We start from the raw sequence: 26,179 nt of genomic DNA on the forward strand, positions 1-26,179 counted from the left end.
ACCCCTGTAGGGAACTGCCGCAGGCTGCGATCTTTTGCAGACAACACACAAAGTTAGTCTGACAACAATCCGTTCGATAAACGAACACTGAGTCGATTATCGGATTGTTTGGCAAATTTCCCAGGCTTAATCTGCAGTGACTCCGGCGCTGAACCTCGCGCCTTTTTTATCACTGGCGATCCACTACAAAAACGGGAGCCCGCTCCATGGCTGAGATCCTTTCGCTGCACGACGCGGTGAAGCAATTCGTCAACGACGGCGACACCGTTGCGCTCGAAGGCTTCACTCACCTGATCCCTACGGCGGCGGGTCATGAAATCATTCGTCAGGGCAAGAAAGATCTGACCCTGGTGCGGATGACGCCTGACCTGATCTACGACCAACTGATCGGCGCCGGCTGTGCGCGCAAGCTGATCTTCTCTTGGGGTGGCAATCCGGGTGTGGGTTCGCTGCATCGTCTGCGCGATGCCGTCGAGAAACAATGGCCGCACCCGCTGGAAATCGAAGAACACAGCCACGCCGACCTGGCCAATGCCTACGTCGCCGGCGCTTCCGGCCTGCCGTTCGCTGTGCTGCGCGCCTACGCCGGCTCCGACCTGCCGAAGGTCAACCCGCTGATCAAATCCGTCACCTGCCCATTCACCGGTGAAGTGCTGGCGGCGGTGCCATCGGTGCGCCCGGACGTCACTGTGATCCACGCGCAGAAAGCCGACCGCCAAGGCAACGTGTTGCTGTGGGGCATTCTCGGCGTGCAGAAAGAAGCCGCACTGGCCGCCAAACGCTGCATCGTTACCGTCGAGGAAATCGTCGACAACCTCAACGCACCGATGAACGCCTGCGTGCTGCCGACCTGGGCCTTGAGCGCGGTCTGTCACGTCCCGGGTGGCGCGCATCCTTCCTACGCCCACGGTTACACCGAGCGTGACAATCGTTTCTATCAGGCGTGGGACCCGATTGCCCGCGACCGTGAGACGTTTACCGCGTGGATCAACGAATACATCCATGGCTGCGCTGATTTCAGCGAGTTCCAGGCCAAGTTGGCCGCTGCTTCGGAGGCCAAATAATGACTTACACCACTAATGAAATGATGACCGTCGCCGCAGCCCGTCGCCTGAAGAACGGCTCGGTGTGCTTCGTCGGCATCGGCCTGCCGTCGAAAGCCGCCAACCTCGCGCGCCTGACTTCATCGCCGGACGTGGTGCTGATTTACGAATCCGGCCCGATTGGCGCCAAACCAAGCGTACTGCCGCTGTCCATCGGTGACGGCGAGTTGGCGGAAACCGCTGACACCGTCGTGCCGACCGGTGAGATTTTTCGCTACTGGTTGCAGGGCGGACGCATCGACGTCGGTTTTCTCGGCGCGGCGCAGGTCGACCGTTTCGGCAACATCAACACCACTGTGGTCGGCGATTACCATTCGCCGAAAGTGCGTCTGCCGGGAGCCGGCGGAGCGCCGGAGATTGCCGGCTCGGCGAAGAGTGTACTGATCATCCTTAAACAGTCGGCGCGCTCGTTTGTCGACAAGCTCGATTTCATCACCTCGGTCGGCCATGGCGAGGGCGGCGATTCGCGCAAGCGACTGGGCCTGCCGGGCGCCGGTCCGGTCGGCATCATCACCGACCTGTGCATCATGGAACCGGAGGAGGGCACTCACGAATTCGTGGTCACCGCACTGCACCCGGGCGTGACTCGCGAGCAAGTGGTTGCCGCCACCGGTTGGGCGATCCGCTTTGCCGACAATGTTGAACAAACCGCCGAGCCGACCGAGGTCGAGCTGACTGCGTTGCGTGATCTCGAAGCGCGCACCGCTGCGGCGCACGGTCAGGCACCGGGAGAAGCATGATGCGTGACGTTTATATCTGCGATGCGATTCGTACCCCCATCGGCCGTTTCGGCGGTGGTTTGTCCGCCGTTCGCGCCGACGATCTGGCCGCTGTGCCGATCAAGGCGCTGATGGAACGCAACCCGTCGGTGGACTGGAGTGCAATCGACGAGGTGTTCCTCGGCTGCGCCAACCAGGCTGGCGAAGACAACCGCAACGTCGCACGCATGGCGCTGCTGCTGGCAGGCCTGCCGGAAACCGTGCCCGGCGTGACCCTCAATCGCCTCTGCGCTTCGGGCATGGATGCGATCGGCACGGCGTTTCGCGCCATCGCCAGCGGCGAGATGGAGCTGGCGATTGCCGGCGGCGTCGAGTCGATGTCCCGCGCACCGTTCGTGATGGGCAAGGCTGATGCAGCGTTCTCACGCAATATGAAACTGGAAGACACCACCATCGGCTGGCGCTTCATCAACCCGTTGATGAAAGCCCAGTACGGCGTCGACGCGATGCCGCAGACCGCCGACAACGTCGCTGACGATTACGAAGTTTCCCGCGAGGATCAGGACGCTTTCGCCCTGCGCAGTCAGCAACGGACAGCCGCCGCGCAGGCCGCCGGCTACTTCGCTGAAGAAATCGTCGAAGTACGGATCGCCCACAAGAAGGGCGAAACGGTGGTCAGCCAGGATGAACACCCGCGCGCTGACACGACGATCGAAGCGCTGACCAAACTGAAACCGGTCAACGGCCCGGACAAGACTGTCACCGCCGGTAATGCCTCGGGCGTGAACGACGGCGCCGCCGCGCTGATTCTGGCCTCGGCCGAAGCGGTGAAAAAACACGGTTTGACCGCCCGCGCCAAAGTGCTGGGCATGGCCAGTGCCGGTGTCGCGCCACGGGTAATGGGCATCGGCCCGGTGCCAGCGGTGCGTAAACTGATCGAGCGTCTAGGTGTGGCGGTCAGCGATTTCGATGTGATCGAACTCAACGAAGCGTTTGCCAGCCAGGGTTTGGCGGTGCTGCGGGAACTGGGCTTGGCGGACGACGCCGCGCAGGTCAACCCGAATGGCGGCGCGATTGCCTTGGGTCACCCGTTGGGCATGAGCGGTGCGCGCCTGGTGCTGACCGCGCTGCATCAGCTGGAAAAGACCGGTGGCAAGAAAGGTCTGGCGACCATGTGCGTCGGTGTCGGCCAAGGACTTGCCTTGGCCATCGAACGCGTCTGACGCAAGCCGTGACGAATAAGAACAGAGGAAAGCGAAATGACTGACAAGCCTGGCTACCGTCGTCCGCAGGAAGGCACCCAGCCTGAGTACCTGCACCCGACGTATCAATCCACCAATTTGCGCTCGCCCTCCAAGCCGTTGGTGTTTCTGCCCCACTCGCTGTCGGAAATCACCGGCCCGACCATCGGCGCCGAGCGTGTGGCCGAAAAGGACAACGACCTGACCGCCCAGCATGACGGCGAACCGCAGGGCGAGCGGATCATCATCCACGGCCGTGTGCTCGACGAAAACGGCCTGCCGGTGCCGGGGATTCTCGTAGAAATCTGGCAGGCCAACGCCGCCGGCCGCTACAACCACCCACGCGACCTGCACGATGCGCCGCTGGACCCGAACTTCACCGGCACCGGTCGCACCGTGACCGACGCCGATGGCTGGTATCAGTTCCAGACCATCAAGCCCGGCGCCTATCCGTGGGGTAACCACCACAACGCCTGGCGCCCGGCGCACATCCATTTCTCGCTGTTCGGGCCGAGCATACTGACCCGCTTGGTGACGCAGATGTATTTCCCCGGCGACCCGTTGCTGGCCTACGACCCGATCTACAACTGCGTACCGGATACGTCCGCCAAGGAACGCCTGATCGCTGCTTTCGATCTGGAAAAAACCATTCCGTCCTACGCCCTCGGTTACCGTTGGGACATCGTGCTGCGCGGCCGTGATGCCACGCCGATGGAGAAATAAGATGACCCTGAATGCGACCACGTCCCACACCGTCGGGCCTTACTACCACATCGGTCTGACCTGGCTGAACCGTGAAAACCTCGCCAATGAACTGACCCTCGGCGAGCGTGTGGCGATCACCGGACAAGTCGTCGATGGCAACGGCGATGTGGTTAATGACGCCATGCTCGAAGTCTGGCAAGCCAACGCCGCCGGCAAATACGACCATCCGGAAGACGAGCAGGACAAACCGTTGGACCCGCACTTCGAAGGTTTTGGTCGGGTGCCGGTGGATGCCGAAGGGCGTTTTCGGTTCACCACGATCAAGCCAGGCACGGTCGAGGGTTTGAAGGGCTCGACCCAGGCGCCGCATCTGGTGGTGTTGGTGTTTGCTCGCGGGTTGGTGAAGCACTTGTTGACGCGGATCTATTTTGACGGCGAGCCGGCGAACGTGAATGACTCGCTGCTGGAATGTGTGCCGGCCGAGCGCCGCACGACGTTGCTGGCAAAGCCCGATGCGTCGGGGGTTTATCAGTGGAACGTGATTTTGCAGGGCACTGACGCCGAGACGGTGTTCTTCGATTATTGAAAGAACACCGCTATTCCAGTGGAGTGAGTTTTGTGGTGAGGGGATTTATCCCCGACCGAGTGCGCAGCACTCGCAAAACCCCAGAGCGCGGTAAATCTATTGCACCGTGATCGCCGGTCTTGGGGCTGCTTCGCAGCCCATCGGGGATAAATCCCCTCGCCACAAAGCCCGCTTTCATAGGCGTGGCCTGTGTTACCGAGCCAATGTGGAACGGGACTGTTGCAAAGTGTGTCTAGACTCTCACTGTCCCTATCGAGTGAAAAACAATGACAACCACCACAGCCCATTACACCGGTGAAGAGCGCAGTAAGCGCATCTTCGCCATTGTCGGCGCTTCGTCCGGCAACCTCGTCGAATGGTTCGACTTCTACGTCTACGCCTTCTGCGCGATCTATTTTGCCCCGGCGTTTTTCCCTTCCGACAACCCGACGGTACAACTGGTCAACACCGCCGGTGTGTTCGCTGCCGGGTTTCTGATGCGACCGATTGGTGGCTGGATCTTCGGGCGCGTGGCGGATAAGCACGGGCGCAAGAACTCGATGCTGATCTCGATTCTGATGATGTGCTTCGGCTCATTGCTGATCGCCTGTCTGCCGACCTACAAGGACATCGGCGTCTGGGCGCCGGTGCTGTTGCTGTTCGCGCGTCTGCTGCAAGGTTTGTCGGTGGGTGGCGAATATGGCACCACCGCGACTTACATGAGTGAAGTTGCGCTCAAGGGCCAGCGCGGGTTCTTTGCCTCGTTCCAGTACGTGACGTTGATTGGCGGGCAATTGCTGGCGGTGTCCCTGGTGGTGGTGCTTCAGCAGTTCCTCACCGAAGATGACCTGCGCGCCTACGGCTGGCGGATTCCGTTCGTGGTCGGTGCGGTGGCGGCGTTGATTTCGCTGTTCCTGCGTCGTTCGCTGAAAGAAACCACCAGCAAAGAAATGCGCGAGAACAAGGACGCCGGCAGCATCCGTGCGCTGTTTCGCGATCACAAAGCCGCGTTTATCACTGTGCTGGGTTATACCGCCGGTGGCTCGCTGATTTTCTACACCTTCACCACGTACATGCAGAAATATCTGGTGAACACTGCCGGCATGCACGCCAAGACCGCCAGCTACATCATGACCGGCGCGCTGTTCTTGTATATGTGCATGCAACCGCTGTTCGGCATGCTTGCCGACAAAATTGGCCGACGTAACTCGATGCTCTGGTTCGGCGCGCTCGGTACGCTGTTCACCGTGCCGATCCTGCTCAGCCTGAAGGGCGTCAGCAGTCCGTTTCTGGCTTTTGTACTGATCACCATTGCGCTGGCCATTGTCAGTTTCTACACCTCGATCAGCGGCCTGGTGAAAGCCGAAATGTTTCCGCCGGAAGTCCGCGCCCTTGGCGTAGGTCTGGCGTATGCGGTGGCCAACGCGATCTTCGGTGGGTCGGCGGAATTCGTTGCCCTGAGCCTGAAGGCCGGCGGCATGGAAAACGCCTTTTACTGGTACGTCACGCTGATGATGGCGGTGGCACTCCTGTTCAGTCTGCGTCTGCCGAAACAGGCGAAATATTTGCACCACGATCTCTAAACCGATGCGCGCGGGCCGCCATGGCCCGCGCCGGCAAGGACTGTTTATGACTCAGCGACCGGGCAATCAATTGTTTGATGCCTACTTCACTGCCCGCGATATGCGCGAGGTGTTCTGCGATCAGGGCCGCGTCCAGGCAATGCTCGACTTCGAAGCAGCGCTGGCCCGGGCCGAGGCTCGGGTCGGACTGATTCCAGTGTCCGCTGTTGCGCCGATAACCAACGCGTGCAGCGCTGAGCTGTACGACTTCGCGGCGCTGGGCGAGGCAATTGCCACAGCCGGTAATTCGGCCATTCCGCTGGTCAAGGCGCTGGGCAAGCAGATTGCTGCCACCGATGCCGAGGCCGAGCGTTATGTGCATTTGGGCGCAACCAGTCAGGATGTGATGGATTCCGGGCTGGTTCTGCAATTGCGTCAGGCGCTGGGTTTGATCGAAGGGGAATTGGCGCAACTCGCCGATTCACTCGCCGCTCAAGCGCAGCGTCATGCGGCTACGCCGCTGGCCGGGCGCACCTGGTTGCAACACGCGACACCTGTGACCCTCGGCATGAAAATCGCCGGATGGCTGGGGGCCGTGACTCGCAGCCGTCAGCGTCTGCGCGAACTCAAGCCGCGTCTGCTGGTGCTGCAATTCGGCGGCGCATCGGGCACCCTCGCGGCGCTGGGCGAGCAGGCATTGCCGATCGCTCAGGCCTTGGCTGAGGAACTGCAACTGACCCTGCCGGAACAGCCGTGGCACACTCAGCGTGATCGCATCGTCGAGTTTGGCGCGGCGCTTGGTTTGATCGCCGGGAGCCTCGGTAAGCTCGGTCGCGACATCAGTTTGTTGATGCAGACCGAAGCGGCGGAAGTCTTCGAACCGTCGGCACCGGGCAAGGGCGGTTCCTCGACCATGCCGCACAAACGTAATCCGGTGGGCGCGGCGGTCTTGATCGGCGCGGCGACGCGCATGCCGGGGCTGGTGTCGACATTGTTCAGTGCCATGCCACAAGAGCACGAACGCAGCCTCGGCTTGTGGCATGCCGAGTGGGAAACCTTGCCTGAAATCTGCTGCCTCGTTTCGGGATCGCTGCAACAGGCGCGATTATTGGCCGACGGTTTGGAAGTCGACGCCGCACGCATGGCGCGCAATCTCGAATTGACCCAAGGGCTGGTGCTGGCCGAAGCGGTGAGCATCGTCCTCGCGCAACGGGTCGGCCGCGACACCGCGCATCATCTGCTCGAACAATGCTGCAAACGTGCGGTGGCCGAACAGCGTCACTTGCGTGCCGTGCTCGGTGACGAGCCGAAAGTCACCGCCGAACTGAGCGCCGCTGAACTGGATCATCTGTTGAACCCCGCCCATTACCTCGGCCAGGCGCAAGTCTGGGTCGAGCGAGCGGTGGCCGAACACAACGCGTTGACTGTCTGAAGGAGAGGGCTGTGGCTTTCGTTCAACTCGCCGATGGCGAACTGCACTATCAATTGGAAGGCCCGGTCGATGCGCCGGTGCTGGTGCTGTCCAACTCGCTGGGCACCGATCTGCACATGTGGGACGCGCAAATGCCGGCGTTTACCGAACACTTTCGCGTGCTGCGTTTCGACACCCGTGGCCACGGCCAATCGCTGGTGACGCCGGGGCCTTACAGCATCGAGCAATTGGGCCATGACGTGCTTGGCTTGCTGGATGCGCTGCACATCGAGCGCGCGCATTTTTGCGGATTGTCGATGGGCGGCTTGATCGGACAGTGGCTGGGGGTCAATGCCGGCGAGCGTCTGAACAAGCTGATTGTGTGCAACACCGCAGCAAAAATCGGTGATCCATCGGTGTGGAACCCGCGCATTGAAACCGTATTGCGCGACGGCGCGGCAGCCATGGTTGCCCTGCGTGACGCGTCGATTGCGCGTTGGTTTACGCCGGATTTTTCGCAGGCTCATCCGGCCGCGGCCAAGCAGATTACCGACATGCTCGCGGCCACTCATCCTGATGGCTACGCGGCCAATTGCGCGGCGGTACGTGATGCCGATTTCCGCGAGCAGTTGTCTTCGATCAATGTGCCGTTGCTTGTGATCGCCGGTACTGAAGATGCAGTGACACCGCCGTCCGGCGGGCATTTCATTCAGGAGCATGTGCGCGGCGCCGAGTATGCCGAGTTCTATGCGGCGCATTTGTCCAACGTGCAAGCCGGCGCTGATTTCAGTGATCGCGTGTTGGCGTTTTTGCAGGCTAAGTGAGGAAGTTTTTGTGGACGAGAAACAACGTTACGACGATGGCATGCAGGTACGACGCGCGGTGTTGGGCGATGCCCATGTCGATCGCAGCCTGACCACGCTGACCGAGTTCAACTCGGAATTCCAGGAGATGATCACCCGCCACGCCTGGGGCGATATCTGGACACGCCCGGGTTTGCCTCGGCATACCCGCAGCCTGATCACCATCGCCATGCTGATCGGCATGAACCGCGAAGGTGAGCTGAAACTTCATTTGCGCGCCGCCGCCAATAACGGCGTGAGCCGGAGCGAGATCAAGGAAGTGATCATGCAGAGCGCGATCTATTGCGGGATTCCGGCGGCGAATGCGACGTTCCATCTGGCCGAATCGGTGTGGGATGAGTTGGGGGTTGAATCCCGGGAGTGATAGTGCCTGAGCTCACGCCATCGCTGGCAAGCCAGACAATGGCTATTCTGCGTATACCAACTTTCCCTGTAGGAGCTGCCGCAGGCTGCGATCTTTTGATTTGTTTTTAAGATCAAGATCAAAAGATCGCAGCCTGCGGCAGCTCCTACAGAGGACTTGGGTTTACAGCAAGCTGATCGGATAGCTGACGATCAAGCGGTTCTCATCGAACTCGTTGTTGCTGAAATCGCGGCGCATGGTCGAGTTGCGCCATTTGACGTTCAAGTCCTTGAGCGCGCCGCTTTGCACGGTGTAGCCCAGTTCCGATTCGCGGCCCCATTCCTTGCCATCGGTGATGGTCCCGGTGTGCACGTTGTCGCCGCTGATGTAGCGGTTCATCAGGGTCAGGCCGGGAATGCCGAGGGCGACAAAATTGTAGTCGTGACGCACCTGCCATGAGCGTTCCTGCGCATTGTCGTAACTGGCGTTGTAGCTGTCGTTGGCCAGCGTGCCGCCGCTAGTGCCGTTGACGCGCATCCACGCGCTGTCGCCGGTGAGTTTCTGCAGGCCGACGTAGAAGGTGTTGCCGCCGTATCGGGCCGAGAACATGCCCGACCAGGTCTTGTTGTCCAGATCACCAGCGCGGGCGCTGCCGTCATCCTTGCCGTAGAAAAAGCCGAGGTTGGCGCCTAGCGTCCAGTCGCCGAGTGGCTGGCTGTGGATCAGGTTGACGTACTGCTGGCTGTAAATGTCCTTGAGTTCGGCGTTCCACAGACCGATCTGCGTGCGTTTTTCGTTGAACACATATTCGCCGCCCTGAAAGTTAAAGCGATCGGAGGTAAACGCGGCTTTGCCGGTCATCGACATGTCGCTCATGCTGCTGTCGTCGCGCGGGCTGTTGGCGCGGAACTGGCCGCCGTAAAGGGTCAGGCCGTCGATTTCCTTCGAGGTGATCTGGCCGCCACGAAAGGTTTGCGGCAGCGAGCGACCGTCGTCCGAACGCAGGATCGGCAGTACCGGCATCCACTCGCCGACCTTCAATTCGGTCTGCGACAGCTTGGCCTTGAACGCAACGTTGGTACGGCCGAAATTGTCTGCCGGGCGGCCATCGTGATCCAGCGGCAGCAACTGGGTGCCGCCGGTGCCTTTGCCGCCATCGAGCTTCACCGAATACAAACCGAGTACGTCCATGCCGAACCCAACGGTGCCTTGGGTGAAGCCGGATTTTGCGTCGAGGATGAAGCTCTGCGTCCACTCTTCAGCCTTGCCCTGGGCCTTGGTCGGGTTGGTGAAGTTGCGGTTGATGTAGAAGTTGCGCAGGTTCAGATTGACCTTGGCGCCCTCGACAAACCCGGCTTCTTCAGCCGCGGCGGGCAGGGCGACGCCGGCCAGTGCAAGCGCGATCAGGCTGGGTAATGCGTACGGCGCAGTGGGATGTGTCATTGCAGATTCTCTTTTTGTTTTTTTGAGTCGAACGGGATCCGTTGCCGCCGCTTTCGGGGGCAAACATGAAGTTGCAGATTCGGGGATAAAGCGGCGGCGATCAGCCGGACAGGGCAGGGCGCGGGGGCATGGTGTCGAACCTGTTGTTATTGGTTTTGTGAAGCGAATGGTGCGGGGCGCGGAGGCGGGGTTTCAATCGGGGAAAGCGGGTTTTGGGCGATTATCGAACGTAAGATTGAGCCGGGTTTTGTGGTGACGCGAAGGGGGCAGCCCAGGCAACATCACTTTCTGGTAGACAACAAAAAGCCCACCAAACGGTGGGCTCCTTGTGTTCACCCGATAATCAGAACAACTTCATCTTCGGTGCTTCTTCTTTCAGCGGTTCGTTCTGCGCGGTTTGCGCATTCCAGCCACCCCCCAGGGCCTTGTACAGGTTGACCGCACTGGTCAGCTGCGCGAGGCGGTCGGTGATCAGCGCTTGTTGGGCGCTGAACAGCTGACGCTGGGCATCGAGGAAGGTCAGGTTGCTGTCGACGCCGATACGATAGCGACGTTCGGCCAGGCGGTAGTAATCCTGGTTGGCCTGCACAAAGTCACGCTGTGCCTGCAACTGCTCGGTATAGGTCTGGCGCGCGGCCAGGCCGTCGGCGACTTCCTGAAAGCCGGTTTGAATCGCCTTCTCGTAGTTCGCCACGCCGATGTCCTTCTGGATCTTGGCGTAGTCGAGGCTGGCGCGCAGGCTGCCGGCGTTGAAGATCGGCAGGTTGATCTGCGGCTGGAACAGCCACGTCCCCGAACCACCCTTGAACAGACCGGACAGGTCCGGGCTCAGGCTGCCCGCGTTGGCGGTCAGGCTGATGCTCGGGAAGAACGCTGCACGGGCTGCGCCGATGTTGGCGTTGGCGGCCTTCAGGTTGTACTCGGCTTGCAGGATGTCCGGACGACGTTGCAGCAGATCCGATGGCAGACCGGCCGGCACGTCGCTGAGCAGGTCGTCAGACAGCGGTTTGGCCGCTTGCAGATTGGCCGGGATACCGGTGCCGAGCAGCAAGGTCAGGCTGTTTTCATCCTGAGCCACCTGACGGGTATAACGCGCCAGTTGAGCACGAGCGTTTTCAACCGAGGTACGCGACTGCGCCAGGTCCAGTGCCGACGCGACACCGACTTCATTGCTGCGGCTGGTCAGCTTGTAGCTTTCTTCGAAGGCACCGAGGGTGTCCTGAGTCAGCTTGAGCAGTTCCTTGTCCGCCTGCCAGGTCAAGTAGGCATTGGCGACGCTGGCAACCAGACTGATCTGGGTGCTGCGGCGTGCTTCTTCAGTGGCGAAGTATTGTTGCAGCGCTTGTTCGCTCAGGCTGCGAACCCGACCGAACAGATCGAGTTCGTAGGCACTGATGCCGACAGTGGCGGAGTAGGAGCTGGTGATGCCCGCTTCACCGGTCTGCGAGGCACGCGCCGGCACCCGCTGACGGCTGCCGCTGGCATTGGCTGAAACTGCCGGGAACAGGTCGGCGCGCTGGATGCGGTATTGAGCCGCGTAGGCGTCGATGTTCAGTGCCGCGACGCGCAGGTCGCGGTTGTTTTCCAGCGAAACCTGGATCAGCTGTTGCAGGGCAGGGTCATGGAAAAACTGCTTCCAGCCCTGCTCGGCAGCGGCCTGCGCCGGTGCCTGGGCCGGCGAGTACGCCGGCCCTTGCGGGTACTGGCCTGCGACCGGAGCCTCGGGCTGCTGATAATCAGGTATCAGCGAGCAACCGCTCAGCACGAAGGCGGCGACTGCGATGGAGAGTAGCGACTTGCTCATTGGCCAGCCTCTTTAGGAGTTTCTTTGGTGTCATCCTGGTCGGCGTTTTTGCGCTGGCCTATGGACGACACAGTGACGAAGAACAGTGGGACCCAGAAGATCGCCAGGATTGTGGCCGTGAGCATACCGCCAATTACGCCAGTACCGATCGCATGTTGACTGCCTGAGCCGGCGCCCGTGGAGATCGCCAACGGTACAACACCGAGTACGAAGGCCAGCGACGTCATGATGATCGGTCGCAGACGCATGCGGCACGCTTCAATCGCCGCATCGCGCAGACTGCGCCCTTGCTCGTGCAGCTCTTTGGCGAATTCGACGATCAGAATGGCGTTTTTAGCCGCAAGACCGATGGTCGTCAACAGGCCCACCTGGAAGTACACGTCGTTGGACAGACCGCGCAGGCTGGTGGCCATCAGCGCACCGATGATCCCCAACGGCACCACGAGCATGACCGCGATCGGAATCGACCAGCTTTCATACAGCGCCGCCAGACACAGGAACACCATCAGCAGCGACAGGGCGTACAGCGCAGGCGCTTGCGAGCCGGACAGACGTTCCTCATAGGACAGACCCGTCCAGGAGATACCGACACCGGCCGGCAACTTCTTGGCAATCGCTTCGACTTCGGCCATCGCATCACCGGTGGAATAACCCGGTGCCGGAGAACCGAGCACCTCCATCGCTTCCACGCCGTTATATCGGGCCAGTTTCGGCGAACCGTAGATCCACTCGCCCTTGGCGAAAGCGGAGAACGGCACCATGGTCCCGGCGCTGTTGCGCACGTACCATTTCTTCAGGTCTTCAGGGCTCATGCGAGCACCGGCCTGACCTTGCACGTAAACCTTCTTCACCCGACCACGGTCGATGAAGTCGTTGACGTAGCTACTACCGAAGGAGATCGACAGGGTGCTGTTGATGTCGGAGAGGCTCAAACCAAGGGCCTGGGCTTTCTCGTCGTCGATTTCCAGATGGTATTGCGGTTCGTCGTTCAGGCCGTTCGGACGCACCTGGTAGAGCACCTTGCTCTGTGCCGCGAGGCCGAGGAACTGGTTACGTGCTTCCATCAGTTTTTCGTGACCGATACCGGCACGGTCTTGCAGGAACACGTCGAAACCGGTGGCGTTACCCAACTCCAGTACCGCAGGCGGGGCGAAAGCAAATACCATCGCGTCGCGGAAGCTGAAGAAGTGTTGCTGGGCACGCTGTGCGAGTGCGAACACGCTGTTGTTTGCGTCACGCTCGCCCCAAGGCTTGAGCATGATGAACGCCAGACCGGAACTCTGACCACGACCGGCAAAGTTGAAGCCGTTCACGGTGAACACCGAGGACACCGCACCCGCTTCTTTATCCAGCAGGTAGGTACGCATCTCGTCGATCACGACTTGAGTACGTTCGGCACTGGAGCCGGCCGGGGTTTGTACCTGAGCGAACAGTACGCCCTGGTCTTCTTCCGGCAGGAACGCGGTTGGGATGCGGGTGAACAGCCAGATCATGCCGACGACGATCAGCAAGTACGCCAGCAGGTACGGGGCCTTGCGCTGCAGCATATTGCCGACACCGCGCTCATAACTTCTGACGCCACGGTCGAAATTGCGGTTGAACCAGCCGAAGAAGCCTTTTTTCGGCGTACCGTGCTCACCTTTCGCAATGGGCTTGAGCATGGTGGCGCACAGCGCCGGGGTGAAAATCAGTGCAACCAGTACCGACAGGGCCATGGCCGAGACGATGGTGATCGAGAACTGCTTGTAGATCACACCGGTGGAACCGCTGAAGAACGCCATCGGCAACAGTACTGCCGACAGAACCAGAGCGATACCGACCAGTGCGCCCTGGATCTGGCCCATGGACTTCTTGGTCGCTTCCTTCGGTGACAGGCCTTCTTCGGCCATCACCCGCTCGACGTTTTCCACCACAACAATGGCGTCGTCCACCAGCAAGCCGATGGCCAGCACCATACCGAACATGGTCAGGGTGTTGATGCTGAAGCCTGCGGCGGCAAGGATGCCGAACGTACCCAGCAATACCACCGGCACGGTCATCGTGGTGATGACAGTGGCGCGGAAGTTCTGCAGGAACAGGAACATCACCAGGAACACCAGCACGATCGCTTCGACCAGGGTTTCAATCACACCCTTGATCGATTCGGTCACCACTGGAGTTGTGTCATACGGGAACACCACTTCCATGCCTTGCGGGAAGAACGGCTTGAGATCGTCAATCGTCTTGCGCAGCGCTTTGGCGGTGTCGAGGGCGTTGGCGCCGTTGGCCAGTTTTACCGCCAGACCGGAAGCCGGACTGCCGTTGAACTGAGCAGAAATGCTGGAGTTTTCACCACCCAGGCCCACGTCAGCGACATCGCCGACACGTACTTGCGAACCGTCCTGGTTGACCTTCAGCAGGATCGCCTTGAACTGCTCGGCCGTTTGCAGACGGGTCTTGCCGATGATGGTGGCGTTCAGTTGCTGGCCAGGCAGCGCTGGCAAACCGCCGAGTTGACCGGAGGAAACTTGAACGTTCTGCGCCGAGATCGCGGTGCTCACGTCAGACGGGGTCAGGTTGTACTTGTTCAACTTGGCCGGGTCGAGCCAGATGCGCATCGCGTACTGGGCACCGAAGACCTGGAAGTCACCGACACCGGCAGTCCGCGAGATCGGATCCTGCATGTTCGACACGATGTAGTTGGACAGGTCGTCCTTGTTCATGCTGCCGTCACGCGACACCACGCCGATCACCAGAAGGAAGTTTTTCACTGCCTTGGTCACGCGGATACCTTGTTGCTGCACTTCCTGCGGCAACAGCGGGGTGGCCAGGTTCAGCTTGTTCTGAACCTGCACCTGCGCGGTGTCGGAGTTGGTGCCTTGCTCGAAGGTCGCGGTGATGGTCATGCTGCCGTCGGAGTTACTTTCCGACGACACATAACGCAGGTTGTCGATACCGTTGAGTTGCTGCTCGATCACCTGAACCACAGTGTCCTGCACGGTTTGCGCCGAAGCGCCCGGGTAGGTCACGGAGATCGCAATGGCCGGTGGCGCAATGCTCGGGTATTGGTTGATCGGCAACTTGAGGATCGATAGAGCCCCGACCAGCATGATCACCAGGGCTATTACCCAGGCGAAAATCGGACGGTCGATAAAAAATTTCGACATGAGTTACTCCCCTTTGCCGCCAGCGGCTTTGTCAGCTGCTTGAGCGGGGGCCGGGTTCTTTTTGCCTACGTTAGTCGCTTCGCTCGGGTTTACCTGCACACCCGGACGGACGTATTGCAGCCCTTCGGTGATCAGACGATCGCCGGCCTTGAGGCCGTCTTCGATCAGCCACTGGCTGCCGACGGTGCGGCTGGCCTTGAGCTGACGCAGTTCGACCTTGTTGTCGGCGCCGACGACCAGTGCGGTGGGGGTACCTTTGAGGTCACGGGTCACGCCTTGTTGCGGCGCCAGAATGGCGGCGGCGTTGACGCCGGCCTGCAACTGGGCGCGGACGAACATGCCCGGCAGCAGGGTGTGATCCGGGTTCGGGAATACCGCACGCAGGGTCACGGAGCCGGTAGTCGGGTCGACCGTGACTTCCGAGAATTCCAGCTTACCGTCGAGCTTGTACTGGCTGCCGTCTTCCAAAGTCAGTTTGACCGCCGCCGAGTTGTCGCCGGCTTTCTGCAGACGACCGCTTTCCAGCTCACGGCGCAGTTCCAGCAATTCCACCGAGGACTGGGTGACGTCGACGTAGATCGGGTCAAGTTGCTGGATCGTCGCCATCGCATCGGTCTGGCCGTTGCTGACCAGCGCACCTTCGGTGACCGAAGAGCGACCGATACGGCCGGAAATCGGCGCGTAGACCTTGGTGTAACGCACGTTGATCTGCGCGCTCTGCAACGACGCTTCCGATTCCATGCGGTTGGACACGGCGGTGTCGTATTCCTGACGGCTCACGGCCTGTTCATCGACCAGTTGCTTGTAGCGGTCGGAGATCGACTTGGTCGAACGCAGGCTGGCTTCGGCGCTTTTCAGGGTCGCTTCATAGACCGACGGATCGATCTGATACAGCTGCTGGCCGGCTTTGACGTCGCCGCCTTCCTTGAACAGACGCTTGAGAATGATGCCGTTGACCTGCGGTCGAACTTCAGCGATGCGGAACGCACTGGTGCGGCCCGGCAGTTCAGACGTGAGGGTGAACGCTTGGGGTTGAAGGGTGACGACGCCGACCTGAGGAGGCGGAGCGGCTGGGGCCGCTTCTTCCTTTTTACATCCGCTGAGCAGCGATGCCAGGGCGACGGCAGTGACCAGAGCGGTAACAGCTGGCTTGAATTGCATGAAGATCCTCGGGTCAGGCGCGCGAGAAGCGCACAAGAAGTGTGTAAGGGTAAAAAAATTTTGCTGGGTGGATAAGTAGCTTGCTAAGGAATATACTTACGTTCATGGTTGTTTGTAAATACCTTGGCTGCGTACCCACCCTGTTACAAAAGTCGTTGCAAGGTTTGAAATTGTAGGCCGGGGAGCCGATTCGCGAGAGATCGCCCCCTCTTTATTCAGCGGATATTCAGACATCCCTGAGACATCCTGTTTGAGGTTTTACTGCCATGGTCCGTCGTACCAAAGAGGAAGCTCAAGAAACCCGCAGCCAGATTCTGGAAGCGGCGGAGAAAGCCTTCTATGAAAGAGGCGTGGCCCGCACGACCCTGGCGGATATCGCGACAATGGCCGGTGTCACTCGCGGCGCCATCTATTGGCATTTCAGCAACAAGGCCGATCTGGTCCAGGCCATGCTCGACAGCTTGCATGAGCCGCTGGATGAACTGGCCAAAGCCAGTGAAAGCGAGGACGAACTCGACCCGCTGGGCTGCATGCGCAAGCTGCTGATTCATTTGTTTCATCAAGTTGCGCTGGATCCGAAGACCCGGCGCATCAACGAAATTCTGTTTCATAAGTGCGAGTTCACCGATGAAATGTGCGATTTGCGCCAACAGCGCCGGGCGGCCAGTCTCGATTGCAATCTGCGTATCGGGCTGACCCTGCGTAATGCGGTGAATCGCGGCCAGTTGCCGGACGATCTCGACACTGCCCGCGCAGCCATCAGCATTCATGCCTATATTGATGGCCTCCTCTATGGATGGCTGTTGGCGCCAGACAGCTTTGAACTGCACGCCGAAGCCGAGCGCTGGGTCGATACAGGGTTGGACATGCTGCGCCTGAGCCCCAGCCTGCGCAAATGAAACAAAATGCGTAATTGGCACAGCTTGTGTCAATTGGCCTGCTTTTATATACGTTCGCGGCGCGCAGTTTATATGTAGCGAGCTACGTATTTTGTAGGGATTTTGTGTCGTGTGTGTGAACGGTTGTTAGCTGCCTGCCTATCGGGCGCCCAAGAAAAAGCCCCGGCTCTTGCGAGTCGGGGCTTTTGCGTTTCTGCCTGCCTCGTACTGAATAACGCTTACAGCGTCGGATAGTCGATGTAGCCGACCGGGCCTTTCGCGTAGAACAGCTCTGGGCGAGCTTCATTGAGCGGTGCATCGGCCTTCAAACGCGCCGGCAGATCCGGGTTGGCAATGAACGGCACACCGAACGCCACGGCGTCAGCCTTGCCGCTGGCCAGCCACGCGTTGGCGCTGTCCTTGGTGAAGCGCTCGTTGGCGATGTATGGGCCGCCGAACGCTTCTTTGAGTTGCGGGCCGAGGCTGTCGGCGCCTTCTTTCTCACGGGAGCAGATGAAGGCGATGCCACGTTTGCCCAGCTCGCGAGCCACGTAAGTGAAGGTTTCAGCCAGATTGTCGTCGCCCATGTCATGGGAGTCGGCACGCGGTGCCAGGTGCACACCGACACGGCCGGCGCCCCAGACTTCGATGGCGGCGTCAGTCACTTCCAGCAACAGGCGGGCACGGTTTTCCAGCGAGCCGCCGTAGTTGTCGGTGCGCTGGTTGGTGCTGCTTTGCAGGAACTGGTCGAGCAGGTAGCCGTTGGCACCGTGGATTTCCACACCGTCGAAACCGGCGGCTTTGGCGTTTTCGGCACCGGTGCGGTAGGCGTCGACGATGTCGGCGATCTCAGCGGTTTCCAGTGCACGCGGAGTTGGGTAGTCGGCCATTGGACGCACCAGGCTGACGTGGCCCTTAGGCTGGATGGCGCTCGGTGCGACCGGCTCTTCGCCGTTCAGGTACGACGGGTGGGAAACCCGGCCGACGTGCCACAGTTGCAGGAAAATCTTGCCGCCAGCACCGTGAATGGCTTTGGTCACGTTGGCCCAGCCGCGCACTTGATCGTTGGACCAGATGCCCGGGGTGTCCGGGTAGCCGACGCCCATCGGCGTCACCGAAGTGGCTTCGCTGAGGATCAGGCCAGCCGAGGCGCGTTGCACGTAGTACTCGGCCATCAGCGCGTTCGGCACGCGGCCTTCGTCGGCGCGGCAGCGGGTCAGCGGCGCCATGATGATGCGGTTGGACAGCTCGACGTCGCCCAGTTTGATCGGATCGAAAATAGTTGCCATGTCTACAACCCTCGTCAGTGAAGTGGTTAATCAGTGGGTAGCGGGGGCCAGATCGGCATTGCCGTTCTGACGGAAAGTAATCAGGGTCACCAGCAGGGCGAGTACCGCTAAAGCTGCTGCGGCCAGAGGCACGCTGGTCAGGCCGAAACCGTGGGCGATGACGCTGCCACCGACCCAGGCACCGAGGGCGTTGCCGACGTTGAACGCGCCGATGTTCAGGGTCGACACCAGATTCGGTGCGGCCTTGCCGAAGGTCACCACGTTGATTTGCAGTGCCGGTACAGCAGCGAACGAAGCGGTGGCCCAGAGGAACAGGGTGATTTCAGTCGGGATCAGCGCGACGCTGGTCCAGCTCAGCACGGTGGAAACCACCGCCATCGCCACGAACACGCCGATCAGCGTGGCGCCCAGGCGTTTGTCCGCCAGTTTGCCGCCGATGATGTTGCCAACAGTCAGACCGAGGCCGATCAACAGCAGGGTCCAGGTCACGCCTTTTGGCGAGACACCGGTGACATCGCCGAGCAGCGGGGCAACGTAGGTGAAGAGGGTGAACATGGAAGCTGCAAACAGCGCGGTCATGCTCAGCGACAGCCAGATACCGGCGCCTTTGAGGGCGGCGAGTTCGGCGCGCATGTCGAGTTTTTCTTCGTCACGCTTGGCCGGCAGGAAACGGATCAGGCCGATCAGTGCGATCACACCAATCACCGTCACTGCCCAGAAGGTCGAGCGCCAGCCGGCTTCCTGACCCAACGCGGTGCCCAATGGCACGCCAAGGACGTTCGCCAGGGTCAAACCGGTGAACATCAAAGCGACTGCCGAAGCGCGTTTGTTCGGTGCCACCAGACCTGCGGCCACTACCGAACCGATACCGAAGAACGCACCGTGGCACAGCGCGGTGACGACACGGGCAAACATCAGCACGTTGTAGTCACTGGCGATGGCGCAAAGCAGGTTGCCGACGATGAAAATGCCCATCAACGCTACCAGAGCAGCCTTGCGCGGCAGTTTGGCGGTGGCCAGTGCCATGAACGGTGCACCAATGGCCACGCCCAGGGCGTAACCGGTCACCAGCCAGCCGGCGCCGGGGATCGACACACCGAGGTCGGCCGCCACATCGGGCAGCAAGCCCATGATGACGAACTCGGTGGTGCCGATGGCGAAGGCGCTCAAGGCGAGTATGAGTAGCGAGAGGGGCATCGTTGATTCCTTGTGGGCTGGCTGACGTTAAGGGTCAGAGCTCTTTACTGAGGGTGCTGAGGAACGTCTGGATCACGTCCTCGTTACGTTTGAAAAAGTGCCATTGACCGGCTTTCTGGCTGCTGATCAACCCGGCGCGTTGCAGGGTTGCCAGATGGGCGGAAACCGTCGACTGCGACAGGCCGCAGCGTTGATCGATTTGCCCGGCGCAGATGCCGTACTCGTGGTTGTGGATCTGTTCCGGGAACTCGGCTTTGGGATCTTTCAACCAGTTGAGGATGTCTCGCCGTACTGGGTGTGCCAGGGCTTTTATTATTTCGTCGAGGTCGATGTTCATGGCTTGGGCTCGTGATGTCTGTAGCGCTATATCGCGATGAGGCGAACTTTAAATCGGTACTTCGCGATATACCAATATGAATTTGATCTTACGACCGCGTAAATCGGTATATCGGGTTATAACGATGCGTTGAGTGTATTGAAACGAAGGCGCAGTGCTAAGCTGCGCCCATGAACTATCTCGCACATTTGCACCTCGGTGGCCAGCGCCCCGAGCAATTACTCGGCAGCCTGTATGGCGATTTCGTCAAAGGTCGGCTGCAAGGGCAGTTTGCTCCGGAGCTCGAGGCGGCCATTCAACTGCACCGACGGATTGACGTTTTTACCGATCGCCATCCTTTGGTGGATATCGCGCTGGGGCGATTTTCCGAGACCCGGCGACGTTACGCGGGGATCGTCCTTGATGTGTTTTTCGACCATTGCCTGGCGCGGGACTGGAGGTTGTACGCCGATCAGCCGTTGGAGCAGTTCACCGCTGATGTTTATCGCGTGTTGTCTCGCGAGCAGCAACTGCCCGAGCGACTGGCGAAGATTGCGCCGCACATGGTCGCCAATGACTGGTTGGGGTCGTATCAGGAGTTTGAAGTGCTGGAGCAGGTGTTGCGCGGGATCTCCCGGCGCCTGACCCGGCCGGAAGAGTTGGCGGGGGCGATGCAGGAGTTGCGGCGGTTGTATGAGCCGCTCAGTGGAGACTTTGCGTTGTTCTACCCGCAGCTTCAGGATTTTGCCCAGAACTGCGGATTACAGAAAATCTGATGTAGGAATGAGCCTGTGGTGAGGGGATTTATCCCCGACGGGTCGCGCAGCGGCCCCAAATTCTGCAATCGCGGTTCGCCAGGTAAATCGCGTGCATAAATTTGCGACTGCTGCGCAGCCGATCGGGGATAAATCCCCTCACCACAATGATCATGCGTATGCGCTCGGGTATTCAGGCCGCGATAGCCGGACGCATCGGGGCTTGTTGTTTTTCCGGGATCGCCCCAAACAACACCTTCTGCACCGCCTGCTGCGCTTCAAACGCCAGCGCCGCACGCTCCCGGCCTTCGCATGCAATCGGCTTGAGCAGATGAACCTCAACATCCCCGCAATCATTGCTGAACAAGCGCATCAGGTGCGACAGCAAATCATCGTCACCAATGAACGGCGCCAGCGCATCGATTTCGCCGTCACGCAGATAACGGATTGCCACCGGTTGCAGCATCACTTGCGAATCAATCGCCGCCGACAGCAAGCGACCGTGAAAGGTACGCAGCGAACGGCCGTCGGTGGTGGTGCCTTCCGGGAACATCAGCAGCGAGTGATCGGTTTGCAGGTGACGGGTCATCTGCTTGCGGATCAACTGGCTGTCGCCCGAACCGCGACGGATGAACAGGCTGCCAGCCTTGGCCGCCAGCCAACCGGCCACCGGCCAGGTGCGTACTTCGGCCTTGGACAGAAACGACAGCGGCGTGAGCATGCCGAGCAGCGGAATGTCCGTCCAGGAAACGTGGTTGCTGACCCACAACATCGGCTGTTTTGGCAGCTCACCGTGAACGCTCACACGAAAGGGCAGGGCATTGCTCAGGCGCGCCATGAAAAACCGCGACCAGCGTTGGCGGCGTTCCATCGAATGCGCCAGGCCAATGCGTTCGAACACGCCGAAGACAGTGGCCATGCTCAAGCCCAGCGAGACCACCAATAGCACTCGCGCGATCCGCGCGTACACCCGCAGGCGACTCATCACACGGCCGCCTTGAAGTGTTTGGCGTAGCGTGGGCAGAGCTCGTCGCGCTTGAGCAGGATGAACACGTCGGCGACCTGGAAATCTTCATCCCAGCACGGCTCGCCGCAGATCTTCGCGCCCAGACGCATATAGGCTTTGAGCAGCGGCGGCATTTCGGCGATCACGTTCGATGGAATATCCAGAGTCGGCAACGGCTTTTTCGGCTCGGCGCGCAAGTGTTCGGTGCACAGATAACGTTCACGCAGACGCTGCATGATCGCGTGGGCCTGCACGCCGCCGTCCTGCATCGGAATGCTCGCGCAACCCATCAGGTAGCTGTAACCGCCCTGATTCAACACTTCGGCGAGTTCGCCCCACAGCACGGCGATGGTGCCGCCGTTGCGGTAGGCCGGGTCGACGCAGGTGCGGCCGATTTCGAGGATCGGGCCTTTCAAATGGGCGAGGCCATGCAGGCTGAACTCTTCTTCGCTGTAGAACTTGCCCAGGGTGCTGGCGGCGGTGTGATCAAGTAACCGCGTGGTCGCCACCAGGCGCCCGGTGTTCAGGTCACGCACGCCGATATGGCTGCAGTGAACATCATAATCATCCATGTCCAGACCCAGTTCTGCGCCTTTCAGCTTGGCGTTGAATTCGCCGCTGAATACGCTGAATCGCAAGGCTTGGGCTTGCTGCAAGGCCTCGGCGCCGATCAGGCGTTCGGCTTGCAGACGGCGTTCATTGCCGGTGTCGCTGATGCGGGCGATCTGAGTCATGTGAATCTCCGTACGGGCCTTTAACCCGTCGTGGGTTGCAGCCGATCGACTTTCTTTATGCAGCCGTGTTGTGCAAAGTCAGGCTATGTAGCCCCGGTGTCATCGCCATGAAAGTTTGGTGATGCTTATATGACAGCCCACAAGGAGCCTCTTATGCCCTGGTCAGATCTGCTCGAAAGCCGCGAACGATTGCCCGCCGTGGCTGACCTGGCGGAGGGTTTTGCGACGTTGTTGCATCAACTGGGCAACGTCACGCCATTCGAATTGGCGATGGCGGGCGGGCGGCGGATGGCGACGCCGGGGCTGGCGTTTCTGGTCGGTTATCAGGCGGCGTTGCGCATGCTGTGGCCGAGTGCACCGCTGAGCCTCGGCGCGCTGTGTGCAACGGAACAGCGCAGCTTGCGCCCGGCCGATATGCAGACCCGGCTGACTGATTTGCGCCTGAGCGGCCGCAAGGATTTCCTCACCGCCGGCGATGCGGCGGACTGGCTGCTGATTGCCGCGCGCAGCGAAGAACCCGGCGAAACGCCGCGCCTGAGTCTGGCGGTGGTGTATCCCGGTGAGCCCGGCGTAACGCTGGAAAAACTGCCGCCACTGCCGCTGATGCCGGACATCAGCCATGGCCGGCTGCACCTCGACGGCGCCTTGTGCGGTTTACTTGCGGGGGACGGTTGGGATGCTTACGTCAAACCGTTTCGCACGCTGGAAGATGTCTATGTGCTGAGTGCGATGACCGCTTGGCTTTATGGCGTCGGGCAGGACAGCGACTGGCCACAGATACTGCAATTGCGTTTGCTGGCGTTGTTGGCCGGGTGCGCGGAAATGAGTCGGCAGCCGCCGAACAATCCGGCCGGGCATGTGTTGTTGGGTGGATTGTTTGCGCAGTTTGATTCGTTGAAACCGGAGATTGATCAGGCGTTGGCTGGCGGCAATTCGGACTGGGCGGCGATGTGGCAGCGCGATCAGTCGGTGATGCAATTGGCTTCGGGCGCCAGGGCCAAGCGGCTGGCCAAGGCTTTGGCGCAGGCCTGACCGGCCTCTTCGCGAGCAGGCTCGCTCCCACAGTTAACCGAGTTTCTTCAGTTGGAATGCGATCGAACTGTGGGAGCGAGCCTGCTCGCGAAGGCGGCCTCAACATCACCACACATCTGTCATAAACCCCGACTACCCTCAGCAGGTTCTCCCCAAGAGCCCTCACCATGTTCAAAGGCCTGTCCCTGCTTCTTTTGCTGATCAGCGCCACCGTTCAGGCCGAACAATGGCCAGACGAGCAATGGCCGGTCGGCCCGCAGATTACAGCGATTAAAGACCTTGAGACCTACGCCTTCCCACCCCGCGACGACACCACCCGCCAAGGCATCCGCACCGACGCCTTGCTGATCATCCGCGATGGCCAAGTCATCTATGAACGCTACGCCGGCCCGACCACCGCCGACACCCCGCACTTGACCTGGTCGATCAGCAAAAGCCTGATGGCCACCGTGCTCGGTGTGGCTTACGGCGAAGGTCTGTTCAAACTTGAAGACGCCGCCGTGAAGTTCTACCCGGCGCTGGAAAAACACCCGGCCATCACCCTCGCGGATCTGCTGCACTGGGCCTCGGGAATCGACTGGCAGGAAGACTACGAATACGCCCCGTTGAAATCCTCGGTGGTGGCAATGCTTTACACCCGTGGCCATCGCGACATGGCTGCGTTCACTGCCGATCACGATGCCTATGCGGAACCGGGGCAGGCCTTCCGTTATTCCAGCGGTGACAGCAATCTGCTGGCGGCCGCGTTGAAATCCATCGTCGGCCCGCAGCGTTATTCCGACTATCCGTGGACAGCCTTGTTCGAGCCTTTGGGCATTCGCAGCGCGGTGTGGGAGACGGATGCGAGCGGCACTTTTGTCGCTTCGTCTTACGCCTATCTCACCGCGCGGGATCTGGCGCGAGTCGGTCTGTTGATGGCCCGCGACGGACGCTGGAATGATCGGCAATTGCTGCCAAAGGACTGGGTCGCCTTCAACCTCAAGCCGTTCGCCGGTTACAAGGCCCAGCAGGACGAAGCCGTACCCGGCGGCCAGTGGTGGCTCAATCGCCCGGTGGATGGCACCGCATCGCCCTGGCCCGACGCACCGCCCGACACCTACGCCGCCCTCGGCCATTGGGGCCAGGCGCTGTACGTGATTCCCAGCGAAAAACTGGTGATCGTGCGCTACGCCGATGATCGTGACGGCAGCTACCGGCACAACGAATTGCTCAAGCGTGTGCTCGCGGCGGTGCAGCCATGAAGCGGTTGTTGCTGGTGTTGCTTGTGCTGTTGCTCGGCTGGATCGGGTACGAGCGCGAAAATTTGTGGGCCTTCCCCGACATCATCAGCGCCTACACCGCCAAGGAATATTGTTCGTGCCGCTACGTGATGAACAACGAGGCCGAGTATTGCCGTGGCTATGTGAAGCAGTGGCTGCCGACCAGCCTCTTTGCCGATGAGCCTGCGAGCAAAACCATCACCGTCAGCGGCATGGGCCGCAGCAGCAGCGCGCAATGGTTGAGCGAGCGCCAGGGCTGTCGTCTCAATCCTTGAAAAAACCCAATCCCCCTGTAGGAGTTCGATGAAGTCAGGTTCCACTCTGCGGAACCACATTCGATTGTCCTCGCGCGCATCTCGCGGTTATCTGGCGGTGAGCACGACCTGCCTTGTACGTGTCGTGAAATCTGACCGAACAAAAAGACCGGGAACACCCGCGCGAGGAGAACCGTCATGCCCCGACATCAGCACATTCTGGCCTGGCTCAACGACGTGGCCAGCGACCTGCACGCCACCCGCCAGGACATTCACGCTCACCCCGAACTCGGCTTCGAGGAAAATCGCACTTCGGCGCTGGTCGCCCAATCGCTCGAAAGCTGGGGTTACGAAGTCCATACCGGCATCGGCAAGACCGGCGTGGTCGGCGTGCTGCGTAACGGCAGCAGCTCGCGAAAACTCGGTCTGCGCGCCGACATGGACGCGTTGCCGATCATCGAGAACACCGGTGTCGCTTACAGCAGCCAGCATCAGGGCTGCATGCACGCCTGCGGTCACGACGGGCATACCGCGATGCTCCTCGGCGCCGCGCGTTATCTGGCCGCAACCCGCCAGTTCGACGGCACCCTCACGCTGATTTTTCAACCCGCCGAAGAGGGCCAGGGCGGCGCCGAAGCGATGCTTGCCGATGGCCTGCTCGAACGTTTCCCGTGCGATGCGCTGTTCGGCATGCACAACATGCCGGGCCTGCCTGCCGGGCACCTAGGCTTTCGCGAAGGGCCGATGATGGCGTCGCAGGATCTGCTCACCGTGACCATCGAAGGCGTCGGCGGCCACGGTTCGATGCCGCATCTGGCGGTCGATCCGCTGGTCGCGGCGGCGAGCGCTGTCATGGCCCTGCAAACCGTTGTTTCGCGCAACATCGATGCGCAACAGGCGGCAGTGGTAACGGTCGGTGCGCTGCAAGCAGGGGAGGCGGCCAACGTCATTCCGCAACAGGCGATCCTGCGCCTGAGCCTGCGTGCGCTCAACGCTGAAGTGCGGGTACAGACCCTCGACCGCGTGCGCTCGATCATTGAAACCCAGGCCGAAAGTTTCGGCTGCACCTCGCACATCGAACACCGCCCGGCCTACCCGGTGCTGGTCAACCACGCCGCCGAAACCGAGTTCGCCCGTCAGGTTGGCGTCGAGTTGGTCGGCGCCGACGCCGTCGATGGCAACACACCAAAATTGATGGGCAGCGAAGACTTCGCCTGGATGCTCCAGCGTTGCCCTGGCGCGTATCTGTTTATCGGCAACGGCGTGTCGCGGCCGATGGTGCACAACCCCGCGTATGACTTTAATGACGACATCCTGCTGACCGGCGCGGCGTATTGGGGCGCGCTGACCGAGAGCTGGCTCAAGCCGGCCTGATTTCTTCACTTTCTGCTGC

The 26,179-nt window shown here is 60.6% G+C and carries 24 protein-coding genes; 15 read left to right on the forward strand and 9 right to left on the reverse strand.

Going from position 1 to position 26,179, the window contains the following annotated elements:
• The first annotated feature begins 206 nt into the window (after positions 1 to 206).
• The 9 genes from ACA043_RS06740 (at position 207) to pcaC (ending at position 8,533) form a co-directional block, all read left to right on the forward strand.
• Positions 207 to 1,064, forward strand: a complete 858-nt coding sequence (locus ACA043_RS06740; protein WP_103307044.1) for a CoA transferase subunit A — start codon at positions 207 to 209, stop codon at positions 1,062 to 1,064.
• Positions 1,061 to 1,843: a CoA-transferase subunit beta gene (locus ACA043_RS06745; protein ID WP_497659623.1), complete on the forward strand. Its 783-nt coding sequence runs from the start codon at positions 1,061 to 1,063 to the stop codon at positions 1,841 to 1,843. Before ACA043_RS06740 ends, ACA043_RS06745 begins: the two co-directional genes overlap by 4 nt.
• Positions 1,840 to 3,045: a 3-oxoadipyl-CoA thiolase gene (gene pcaF, locus ACA043_RS06750; protein ID WP_187679431.1), complete on the forward strand. Its 1,206-nt coding sequence runs from the start codon at positions 1,840 to 1,842 to the stop codon at positions 3,043 to 3,045. The genes ACA043_RS06745 and pcaF overlap by 4 nt, the downstream gene beginning before the upstream one ends.
• A gap of 36 nt (positions 3,046 to 3,081) precedes the next feature.
• Complete coding sequence (pcaH, locus tag ACA043_RS06755; RefSeq protein WP_187679430.1) at positions 3,082 to 3,786, forward strand: protocatechuate 3,4-dioxygenase subunit beta; 705 nt, start codon at positions 3,082 to 3,084, stop codon at positions 3,784 to 3,786.
• 1 nt (position 3,787) lies between these two features.
• Complete coding sequence (gene pcaG, locus ACA043_RS06760) at positions 3,788 to 4,354, forward strand: protocatechuate 3,4-dioxygenase subunit alpha (protein WP_187679429.1); 567 nt, start codon at positions 3,788 to 3,790, stop codon at positions 4,352 to 4,354.
• A 266-nt stretch (positions 4,355 to 4,620) separates the two neighbouring features.
• Positions 4,621 to 5,916, forward strand: coding sequence for an MFS family transporter (locus tag ACA043_RS06765; protein ID WP_497616774.1), 1,296 nt, complete (start codon positions 4,621 to 4,623; stop codon positions 5,914 to 5,916).
• A 46-nt stretch (positions 5,917 to 5,962) separates the two neighbouring features.
• The gene (locus ACA043_RS06770; protein ID WP_497658858.1) at positions 5,963 to 7,327 is read left to right on the forward strand and encodes a 3-carboxy-cis,cis-muconate cycloisomerase; all 1,365 of its coding nucleotides are present in this window, start codon (positions 5,963 to 5,965) and stop codon (positions 7,325 to 7,327) included.
• An 11-nt stretch (positions 7,328 to 7,338) separates the two neighbouring features.
• Complete coding sequence (gene pcaD / locus ACA043_RS06775) at positions 7,339 to 8,130, forward strand: 3-oxoadipate enol-lactonase (RefSeq protein WP_497658859.1); 792 nt, start codon at positions 7,339 to 7,341, stop codon at positions 8,128 to 8,130.
• A gap of 10 nt (positions 8,131 to 8,140) precedes the next feature.
• Complete coding sequence (gene pcaC, locus ACA043_RS06780) at positions 8,141 to 8,533, forward strand: 4-carboxymuconolactone decarboxylase (protein WP_187679425.1); 393 nt, start codon at positions 8,141 to 8,143, stop codon at positions 8,531 to 8,533.
• 162 nt (positions 8,534 to 8,695) lie between these two features.
• Here pcaC and ACA043_RS06785 read toward each other — a convergent pair whose 3' ends face one another.
• The 4 genes from ACA043_RS06785 to emhA all read right to left on the reverse strand — a co-directional run bounded on the left by ACA043_RS06785 (position 8,696) and on the right by emhA (position 16,066).
• A complete protein-coding gene (locus ACA043_RS06785) occupies positions 8,696 to 9,955 on the reverse strand; it encodes an OprD family porin (RefSeq protein WP_489878374.1) in 1,260 nt (419 codons plus the stop codon).
• A 343-nt stretch (positions 9,956 to 10,298) separates the two neighbouring features.
• Positions 10,299 to 11,759 (reverse strand): efflux RND transporter outer membrane subunit EmhC, encoded by a 1,461-nt coding sequence (emhC, locus tag ACA043_RS06790; RefSeq protein ID WP_401266156.1) that lies wholly within the window; start codon positions 11,757 to 11,759, stop codon positions 10,299 to 10,301.
• Positions 11,756 to 14,905: an efflux RND transporter permease subunit EmhB gene (emhB, locus tag ACA043_RS06795; protein ID WP_401266154.1), complete on the reverse strand. Its 3,150-nt coding sequence runs from the start codon at positions 14,903 to 14,905 to the stop codon at positions 11,756 to 11,758. Before emhB ends, emhC begins: the two co-directional genes overlap by 4 nt.
• A gap of 3 nt (positions 14,906 to 14,908) precedes the next feature.
• Positions 14,909 to 16,066, reverse strand: coding sequence for an efflux RND transporter periplasmic adaptor subunit EmhA (emhA, locus tag ACA043_RS06800; RefSeq protein ID WP_497658860.1), 1,158 nt, complete (start codon positions 16,064 to 16,066; stop codon positions 14,909 to 14,911).
• A 266-nt stretch (positions 16,067 to 16,332) separates the two neighbouring features.
• Between emhA and emhR the strand changes: the two genes are divergently transcribed.
• The gene (gene emhR, locus ACA043_RS06805; RefSeq protein ID WP_187681160.1) at positions 16,333 to 16,965 is read left to right on the forward strand and encodes an efflux system transcriptional repressor EmhR; all 633 of its coding nucleotides are present in this window, start codon (positions 16,333 to 16,335) and stop codon (positions 16,963 to 16,965) included.
• Positions 16,966 to 17,183: 218 nt separating this feature from the next.
• Here emhR and ACA043_RS06810 read toward each other — a convergent pair whose 3' ends face one another.
• The 3 genes from ACA043_RS06810 to ACA043_RS06820 are packed head-to-tail and all read right to left on the reverse strand — an operon-like array spanning position 17,184 to position 19,767.
• The gene (locus tag ACA043_RS06810; protein WP_497658861.1) at positions 17,184 to 18,233 is read right to left on the reverse strand and encodes an alkene reductase; all 1,050 of its coding nucleotides are present in this window, start codon (positions 18,231 to 18,233) and stop codon (positions 17,184 to 17,186) included.
• A gap of 30 nt (positions 18,234 to 18,263) precedes the next feature.
• The gene (locus tag ACA043_RS06815; protein ID WP_187681162.1) at positions 18,264 to 19,430 is read right to left on the reverse strand and encodes an MFS transporter; all 1,167 of its coding nucleotides are present in this window, start codon (positions 19,428 to 19,430) and stop codon (positions 18,264 to 18,266) included.
• A 34-nt stretch (positions 19,431 to 19,464) separates the two neighbouring features.
• Entirely contained in the window at positions 19,465 to 19,767 is a 303-nt protein-coding gene (locus ACA043_RS06820; protein ID WP_489878377.1) for an ArsR/SmtB family transcription factor, read from the reverse strand.
• A 170-nt stretch (positions 19,768 to 19,937) separates the two neighbouring features.
• On the opposite strand from ACA043_RS06820, the gene ACA043_RS06825 reads away from it, so the two are divergent.
• The gene (locus tag ACA043_RS06825; protein WP_489878378.1) at positions 19,938 to 20,522 is read left to right on the forward strand and encodes an acyl carrier protein phosphodiesterase; all 585 of its coding nucleotides are present in this window, start codon (positions 19,938 to 19,940) and stop codon (positions 20,520 to 20,522) included.
• Between the two features lie 172 nt (positions 20,523 to 20,694).
• Here the strand turns inward: ACA043_RS06825 and ACA043_RS06830 are convergent, their stop codons facing one another.
• The gene (locus ACA043_RS06830) at positions 20,695 to 21,486 is read right to left on the reverse strand and encodes a lysophospholipid acyltransferase family protein (RefSeq protein WP_489878379.1); all 792 of its coding nucleotides are present in this window, start codon (positions 21,484 to 21,486) and stop codon (positions 20,695 to 20,697) included.
• Positions 21,486 to 22,241, reverse strand: a complete 756-nt coding sequence (gene olsB, locus ACA043_RS06835; RefSeq protein WP_187681165.1) for an L-ornithine N(alpha)-acyltransferase — start codon at positions 22,239 to 22,241, stop codon at positions 21,486 to 21,488. The genes ACA043_RS06830 and olsB overlap by 1 nt, the downstream gene beginning before the upstream one ends.
• A 153-nt stretch (positions 22,242 to 22,394) precedes the next feature.
• Here olsB and ACA043_RS06840 point away from each other — a divergent pair, with 153 nt between their 5' ends.
• The 4 genes from ACA043_RS06840 to ACA043_RS06855 all read left to right on the forward strand — a co-directional run bounded on the left by ACA043_RS06840 (position 22,395) and on the right by ACA043_RS06855 (position 26,160).
• Entirely contained in the window at positions 22,395 to 23,273 is an 879-nt protein-coding gene (locus ACA043_RS06840; RefSeq protein ID WP_497658862.1) for an acyl-CoA dehydrogenase middle domain-containing protein, read from the forward strand.
• Between the two features lie 167 nt (positions 23,274 to 23,440).
• A complete protein-coding gene (locus ACA043_RS06845; protein ID WP_497658863.1) occupies positions 23,441 to 24,514 on the forward strand; it encodes a serine hydrolase domain-containing protein in 1,074 nt (357 codons plus the stop codon).
• Entirely contained in the window at positions 24,511 to 24,807 is a 297-nt protein-coding gene (locus ACA043_RS06850; protein WP_497658864.1) for an amidase, read from the forward strand. Before ACA043_RS06845 ends, ACA043_RS06850 begins: the two co-directional genes overlap by 4 nt.
• A 177-nt stretch (positions 24,808 to 24,984) precedes the next feature.
• Entirely contained in the window at positions 24,985 to 26,160 is a 1,176-nt protein-coding gene (locus tag ACA043_RS06855; protein ID WP_497658865.1) for a M20 aminoacylase family protein, read from the forward strand.
• Positions 26,161 to 26,179 lie beyond the last annotated feature (19 nt).

The sequence above is a fragment of the Pseudomonas sp. LBUM1648 genome (assembly GCF_059716145.1).

Excerpts from the sequence above, each read along its gene's own strand:
- pcaH (WP_187679430.1), top strand. The coding sequence starts at position 3,082 with ATGACTGACAAGCCTGGCTACCGTCGTCCGCAGGAAGGCACCCAGCCT.
- emhR (WP_187681160.1), top strand. The coding sequence starts at position 16,333 with ATGGTCCGTCGTACCAAAGAGGAAGCTCAAGAAACCCGCAGCCAGATT.
- ACA043_RS06815 (WP_187681162.1), bottom strand. The coding sequence starts at position 19,430 with ATGCCCCTCTCGCTACTCATACTCGCCTTGAGCGCCTTCGCCATCGGC.
- ACA043_RS06820 (WP_489878377.1), bottom strand. The coding sequence starts at position 19,767 with ATGAACATCGACCTCGACGAAATAATAAAAGCCCTGGCACACCCAGTA.
- emhB (WP_401266154.1), bottom strand. The coding sequence starts at position 14,905 with ATGTCGAAATTTTTTATCGACCGTCCGATTTTCGCCTGGGTAATAGCC.
- ACA043_RS06850 (WP_497658864.1), top strand. The coding sequence starts at position 24,511 with ATGAAGCGGTTGTTGCTGGTGTTGCTTGTGCTGTTGCTCGGCTGGATC.
- ACA043_RS06840 (WP_497658862.1), top strand. The coding sequence starts at position 22,395 with ATGCCCTGGTCAGATCTGCTCGAAAGCCGCGAACGATTGCCCGCCGTG.
- ACA043_RS06770 (WP_497658858.1), top strand. The coding sequence starts at position 5,963 with ATGACTCAGCGACCGGGCAATCAATTGTTTGATGCCTACTTCACTGCC.
- ACA043_RS06785 (WP_489878374.1), bottom strand. The coding sequence starts at position 9,955 with ATGACACATCCCACTGCGCCGTACGCATTACCCAGCCTGATCGCGCTT.
- olsB (WP_187681165.1), bottom strand. The coding sequence starts at position 22,241 with ATGACTCAGATCGCCCGCATCAGCGACACCGGCAATGAACGCCGTCTG.
- emhC (WP_401266156.1), bottom strand. The coding sequence starts at position 11,759 with ATGAGCAAGTCGCTACTCTCCATCGCAGTCGCCGCCTTCGTGCTGAGC.
- ACA043_RS06830 (WP_489878379.1), bottom strand. The coding sequence starts at position 21,486 with ATGAGTCGCCTGCGGGTGTACGCGCGGATCGCGCGAGTGCTATTGGTG.
- pcaG (WP_187679429.1), top strand. The coding sequence starts at position 3,788 with ATGACCCTGAATGCGACCACGTCCCACACCGTCGGGCCTTACTACCAC.
- ACA043_RS06740 (WP_103307044.1), top strand. The coding sequence starts at position 207 with ATGGCTGAGATCCTTTCGCTGCACGACGCGGTGAAGCAATTCGTCAAC.
- ACA043_RS06845 (WP_497658863.1), top strand. The coding sequence starts at position 23,441 with ATGTTCAAAGGCCTGTCCCTGCTTCTTTTGCTGATCAGCGCCACCGTT.
- emhA (WP_497658860.1), bottom strand. The coding sequence starts at position 16,066 with ATGCAATTCAAGCCAGCTGTTACCGCTCTGGTCACTGCCGTCGCCCTG.
- ACA043_RS06765 (WP_497616774.1), top strand. The coding sequence starts at position 4,621 with ATGACAACCACCACAGCCCATTACACCGGTGAAGAGCGCAGTAAGCGC.
- ACA043_RS06855 (WP_497658865.1), top strand. The coding sequence starts at position 24,985 with ATGCCCCGACATCAGCACATTCTGGCCTGGCTCAACGACGTGGCCAGC.
- ACA043_RS06810 (WP_497658861.1), bottom strand. The coding sequence starts at position 18,233 with ATGGCAACTATTTTCGATCCGATCAAACTGGGCGACGTCGAGCTGTCC.
- ACA043_RS06825 (WP_489878378.1), top strand. The coding sequence starts at position 19,938 with ATGAACTATCTCGCACATTTGCACCTCGGTGGCCAGCGCCCCGAGCAA.
- pcaF (WP_187679431.1), top strand. The coding sequence starts at position 1,840 with ATGATGCGTGACGTTTATATCTGCGATGCGATTCGTACCCCCATCGGC.